Annotated in this window: 6 protein-coding genes; 2 read left to right on the top strand and 4 right to left on the bottom strand. The window is 59.1% G+C overall.

Annotated features, from left to right (window positions below; all coding sequences use genetic code 11):
* Positions 1–360: 360 nt before the first annotated feature.
* Complete coding sequence (locus V6C07_RS08050) at positions 361–906, bottom strand: NADPH-dependent FMN reductase (RefSeq protein ID WP_333535857.1); 546 nt, start codon at positions 904–906, stop codon at positions 361–363.
* 328 nt (positions 907–1234) lie between these two features.
* Positions 1235–1654, bottom strand: coding sequence for a thioesterase family protein (locus tag V6C07_RS08045; protein ID WP_333535856.1), 420 nt, complete (start codon positions 1652–1654; stop codon positions 1235–1237).
* A gap of 96 nt (positions 1655–1750) precedes the next feature.
* Here V6C07_RS08045 and V6C07_RS08040 point away from each other — a divergent pair, with 96 nt between their 5' ends.
* Positions 1751–1933 carry a hypothetical protein gene (locus tag V6C07_RS08040; protein WP_333535855.1) on the top strand — a complete coding sequence of 61 codons (183 nt, stop codon included), beginning with the start codon at positions 1751–1753 and terminating at the stop codon, positions 1931–1933.
* A gap of 3 nt (positions 1934–1936) precedes the next feature.
* Here the strand turns inward: V6C07_RS08040 and V6C07_RS08035 are convergent, their stop codons facing one another.
* Together V6C07_RS08035 and V6C07_RS08030 are read right to left on the bottom strand one after the other, a co-directional pair.
* Positions 1937–3520 carry an ammonia-forming cytochrome c nitrite reductase subunit c552 gene (locus V6C07_RS08035; protein WP_333535854.1) on the bottom strand — a complete coding sequence of 528 codons (1584 nt, stop codon included), beginning with the start codon at positions 3518–3520 and terminating at the stop codon, positions 1937–1939.
* Positions 3513–3980 carry a cytochrome c3 family protein gene (locus V6C07_RS08030; protein ID WP_333535853.1) on the bottom strand — a complete coding sequence of 156 codons (468 nt, stop codon included), beginning with the start codon at positions 3978–3980 and terminating at the stop codon, positions 3513–3515. Before V6C07_RS08030 ends, V6C07_RS08035 begins: the two co-directional genes overlap by 8 nt.
* 353 nt (positions 3981–4333) lie before the next feature.
* Between V6C07_RS08030 and V6C07_RS08025 the strand changes: the two genes are divergently transcribed.
* On the top strand, positions 4334–5712 hold a 1379-nt coding region (locus V6C07_RS08025; RefSeq protein WP_333535852.1), incomplete at its 3' end, for an ATP-binding protein.

Genomic DNA, 5712 nt, shown 5'->3' with positions numbered 1-5712 from the left:
CTACGGGCACGCCCACAATCGCCGCCTTGCAGCGCAGGCGCAGGGTTCCCCAGAAGCGCCCCCAGCGTGTCATGGTCTGAAGGCACAGATAGCTGATCACATTGGCCGGGGTAAGGCCCCGCTCCAGAGCTTTGCGCAGCATGTTCATGCATTGTTCCTTTGTGCGGGTTTTTACCTTGCGCGGCCTGCGCGGGCTCTGCGCCCGTGCGCCTTTGTGGGGGTAACGGGCAGAGCCTGCCAAGGTTTCAGGCAGTCGAAAGAAGGGATGCCGCCGCTGCCCGTTCCCCGTTGCGGCGCAGACAGGAACACAGACAGCGGCGTTACAGATGGCAAAAAGCAACAGGCGTCAGAAAACGTTTTTTACTTCCGCAACTGGCGCGTCCACTGGGCAAGGGCCTGCATGACATCCGTAACCTGTTTGGTCAGGCCCTCATCCTGCACATCGCCCTTGTCGTCAAAGCAGGCGCTGAAAGCATTGGAAAACAGCTCCGGTTTGTTGAGCACATGCAGGTTCAGGTATACGCAAACCTGACGCAGATGATACTGGCTGCGGCTTGTTCCCATGCCGCCCCCGGCGCCGACGATGCACACGGCCTTGCCGGTCAGCGGGGCAAGATCAGGCTCACGCGAGAGCCAGTCCAGGGCGTTTTTCAGGGCCGGAGCCAGAGAGTAATTGTATTCGGGGCAGGCCAGCACCAGGGCGTCGGCCGCGGTGACACGGGCCACAAGGTCTTTGACGGCCTGGGGTTTTTCGATGTCCTGATTGTAAAACGGCAGGGCGGAAATGTCCGCCGTTTCCATGCGTACCCCTTCGGGCAGGTGCGCGGCGCAGCAGCGCAGCAGGCCGGTATTGCGGGACGCGCGGCGCAGGCTGCCGGATATGCCTATAAAAGTAAGGTCGTTCATGGTTTTCTCCTCGTGCCCGGCTGTGCGGACAAGTCAGGATAGCAATTTTTATCGCGAAAGCCTACTGATCTGCTACAGAGATCAAGCTTGAGAATCAACATTCTCAAAGCCCAAGATACACGCCCGCTACGGCTCTTGGAGCAGAGTCACTTTGAGAACGGACATTCTCAAAGTTTAAAACACGCTTGTTTCGGGGCTTAACAGCGCAAATAAATTGCACTTACTCACGCAGCCGCCAGAGCGGCTTCAAAGTAAAATTGCTCTGGCCCTTTTTGCAGCAGCATGACGCTCAGGCCACAGGCTCCCCATACCCATGCGCGGCCTTGCATCAGCAGCCGCAGTACTGGCGGTCGCGGGTGCGACTTTCGAATTTTTCTTTGTGTACCACCACGCGCTCGTGCAGCCCCTCGCCGATAAGTCCGACCTCGTCGCGGGCGCTGACCTTGAATGTCAGTCCCTTGCCGTTGGAAGACATGCCCACAAGCGCGGCGTTAAAGGTGACCTTCATGCCGCAGGGGGTGGCGGCCATGTGCGAAATGTCCACCTTTGTACCCACGGTGGTCATGCCCAGGCCCTCGTGATCCAGAACTCCCTGCACCGCGGCCACGGCCGTGGCCTCCATCCATGCGATCATCATGGCTGTGGAAAAAACCTCCACCAGGCCGCTGCCCACGTTACAGGCCAGCATGGATTCGCTGACCGTGATTTCGGATGTCGCGGAAAGGCCGGGTTCCAGTTTCTTTTTCATTGGTTTTGCCTCGCTTGCGCGCCGCCCGCGCGGGAAGCGGCGTCAGTAGGGTGGTTGAACGCGTGACGCTGTGCCCGTTTTCGGACTGCCCTTGTCATGTATAGAAAAGATGGCGGCAGCAAGCAAGGGGCTCAGGCTGCCGTCCCTGCGGCCACCGATATTTTTTGCGCGGTGACCGGAGCGCCTGTGTGGTGGAAAAACAGGCCGCCCGGCGATGCGGGGCATCGCCGGGCGGGGTTGGTTGCGGGCTTTTGCCCGCAGGAGGTTATGGCCGGTTGAAACTTACTTGTCCTGCCCGGCCTGCGAGGTCAGACGGTTCTGGCCTTCCCATACCTGTTCGGCCTTGGGCAGCGCGGGCAGCAGCTTGGTCCAGGGATTCTGCTTGAGGAATTCCGGGTCCTGCTGGAGCTTGCGGCTCAGGGTAAGAATGGGCGGAACCAGCTTCTTGATGTCTCCGGCAAGGGCGGGAGCGATGCCGAAGTCCGTGGCCTCGGTGGCCAGGTCAACGGCCTTCTGGCTGCATTCCATACTGGTCATGAGCGTATCAAGAGCCTTGGCCGGGTTGTGGAAGCCCACGCTGTTTTCAGCCGAAACGTAGTCCCAGAACAGCTGGCCCTTGCGCACCATGTCGCGCGCTTCGGCCATAAGGGCTTCGTAGTTGGCGGCGCGGTGGCCTTCATAGGCATTGGCAAGCCGTACGGCCTCGTGAGCCTTGACGGACATTTCCTGAGCCTTGAGCAGCTGGTCAAAGGTCTTCTGCTGCGTATACAGCACACGCTGGCGCAGGTATTCGCCGGTCTTGTCGGCGTGGCACTGGCGGCAGGCGCGCATTTCGGGGTCCTTCATGGGCGAGGTCATCCAGTGGCTGGAGATCTTTTTGCCGTCTTCACGCACGTACTGCATGTGGCAGTCCGCGCAGGAAACACCGGCCGCGCCGTGAGGGCCGTCCTGGAAGGTTTCATATTCGGGGTGCTGCATCTTGATCATGGGAACCTTGGAGGCAGCGTGTACCCAATCCGCAAAGGGACCGGGCCTGCCGTCAGGTCCCTTGGCCCCGTGGCCCTTGTAGTACTGGTACATGTCTTCGGGGTTGAAGCCGTTGTCCCAGGGGAAGACGGGCTTTGCGGCCGGGCCGTTGTCCTTGTGGGTGAAGTAGTATTCCACATGGCACTGGGCGCAGACCAGGGTGCGTTTTTCGTTACGGCTCATCTTCTGCCAGTCCTTGCCGCTGCGCTTGAGCCAGTCTTTAAGCGGCTCGGAGTAGAGGCGCAGCTCCATGGTGGCGGGGTCGTGGCAGTTGGCGCAGCCTATGGTTTCATCATGCGCGCTGATTTTGTCTTTGGCGCGGAATTCGTTGACGTCCATAGACCAGAACTTGTCGCCGTACTGGGCCACCCATTCCATCATCTTGGGGGTTTTGCAGTTCCAGCAGGTGGCGGGCAGGTTGCCCTTGCCGTCGGCCGCAAAGCGGTTGATGCGGTCAATGTTGACAAAGTCGTCAATGGCGTAGGTGTGGCCGCGCGTTTCATTATATTCATACATGAAAGGATAGCCCAGCCAGAGATTTTTCAGATAGGGCTGGGCATGCTTGAAGCCCTTGGGCAGGGGATTCACATTATCATTCTTGTGATAGGGAACCGACCCTTTGTAGTCGGTCATGATCTTGTCTTCGTTGTTCTTCATGTACGAAGCATACTGCTGGGGAAACTGGCCCTTGAAAGCCGACATCCTGGTTTCCGTTTCAGCAATGCCCGTTTTGTATTTGGGGGCCTTCAGCTCCGTGGAAACATCCTGACAGCCGCTGAGCAAAACTACGCCCAGCAGCATGGCCGACGCCAGGGCCGTGGTCACAATTCGCTTATTCATAGGCTACCGTCCTTGTGCTGATGGGCTTCATGCGCATGTGGGCCACGCCCTTGTGGCAGTCCACACAATAAGGCTTGGCATCCATGCTGGCTACGTTGATGTTGGTCTGGGTATGGCATGCCTTGCAGTTCGCGTTCACCACGTCGCGGGTGCGCAAGCTCAGGGGACGCGGAATGTCGTGTCCCATAATATTGCCCACCACGTCGCGCAGCCCTTCCTGCGCCTTGAACGGCAGCTTGACCAAAAGATTGTGCGGGGCATGGCAGTCATTACAGGAAAGATTGGCGTGTGTTCCCATTTTCTGGGTCACGGCAGCCTCCTGCATGATATGACAACTGGCGCAAAACGGCCGTTGGTCAGTGGTTGTCATGGCATAGGCCAGAACTCCCATTAGTACCACGCCCGCCGCAACGCCGCCCAACAGCCACTTCAGCCAGGGTCCATTGCGGGGTGTACCCATAGAGCCTCCTTCGCTCGCTCCTAGTGCAAATGCGCCCTGAAGACCGCTCTTCAGGGCCGGATTTCGCCCGGGTGGGGCGCAGGCAGCCGTTTGCGGCCGCCGGGCGGTCATTGGATTCAGGCAGACCGCCCTTCCGTGCCGCCACTGCGGCGGACGAAATATTTTTTCAGCGCTTCAAGAAGCGTACCAGTGTGTATAAAAAAGCACAAATAAAAAATTCTTTTATTGCAATATGTTGCAAAACTATGTTTTTTGAAGGCGCTTGGCGGGATTGAGTTGTTCAGATAAACATGACAGGATTCAGAAAATTATGACAACTCTGTGAGCACGTAACACCTCTTTCCGAGGTCATTATGGTTTCTATATACAATAAAAAAAATCGTTCCGCTATCTGGTTGCCCTTGCTGGCGTGCTTTTTATGGCTCGTTTTTACGACAGGCCTGTACCGCCAGGCCTTGCGCGTTGATGAGGCGCACCGGCTTGAGCTGGAGCACACAAGGCTTTCCACTGTGGCGCGCCAGCTTATGGATGCCCGCAACTGGAATGCTGCCCACGGTGGCGTTTATGTGCTTGAAAGTGAATACGGCAAGCCGAATCCGTGGCTGCCGGAAGGGGAGCGCACCGTCGCCACCGGCGACGGGCGCACCCTGGTGCTCATAAATCCTGCCTATATGAGCCGTCAGCTGGCCGAGCGCAATTCCGAACCGGGCATAGAGATCGGTATTATCAGCAATATGCCCCTGCGGCCGGAAAACCTGGCTGACGCCTGGGAAAATGAAGCCCTGAGCCAGTGTACCGTAGGGGCGCGGGAGGTTTTCAGCGCCCCCCAGCCGGGCAGCCACGGAAAACTGCGTCTTTTGAGCGTGCTTGTGGCGCAGCAAAGTTGCCTGCGCTGCCACGTAAGCCGCAATGTGGGCGAGGTGCTCGGAGGCATAAGCGTCAGCCAGGACGGCGAGGCGTATCTGCACAATGCGGCCTTGCAGCAGCGCAACATGCGCATGCTTTATGGTCTGCTGGCTCTTACCGGCGTGCTGGCTATCGGCGGTCTGACGCTCAACCTTACGCGGCGGCGCTGGCTGGCCGAAGAGGCCAGCCGCATGAAAAGCGCCTTTATGGCGCGTCTGAGCCACGACATGCGCACGCCCCTCACGGCCATTCTGGGCATGAGCGAACTTTTGCAGTGCCAGAACGTGTCGGAGCGGGATCGCAAAAAGGCCCTGCGTTATCTCACCCAGGCGGGCAGCGCCCTGCTGGAGATGGTGCGCGACATTACGGATCATGCAACCCTGGAACAGGGCGTTCTGCATCTGCGCATGGAGCCGTTCAGCCTGCGCGCCTGTCTGTCTGACTGCGTGGCCCTGTACAGCCCCGTGGCCGAGGCCAAGGGGCTGGATATTGATCTGGATGTGGATCGCGCCCTGCCGGACGTCGTGGCTGGCGACAGTTTTCGCCTGCGTCAGGCCCTGGGCAATCTCGTGAGCAATGCCGTAAAGTTTACCGATCTGGGCCGGGTGCGCATTTGTGTGAAGCCGGGCGGGGACCATGACGGTAAAAAGGGCGAAGACGGTTCCAGCCGTCTGCGCCTCAGGATCCTGGTGCAGGACACAGGGCCGGGACTGCGCGAAGAAGACGCCGAGCGCATTTTTGAAAGCTTCCAGCGGGGCAGCGACGCTGCGGGTGCGCCGGGTACGGGACTTGGCCTGTATATCGCGCGTACCATTGCGCGTCGCAT

It is taken from the genome of Desulfovibrio sp. 1214_IL3152, assembly GCF_036763055.1.
Classification (GTDB): domain Bacteria; phylum Desulfobacterota; class Desulfovibrionia; order Desulfovibrionales; family Desulfovibrionaceae; genus Desulfovibrio.
Note: the sequence above shows the minus strand (reverse complement) of the source record. Positions and strands in the feature narration are given on the sequence as shown.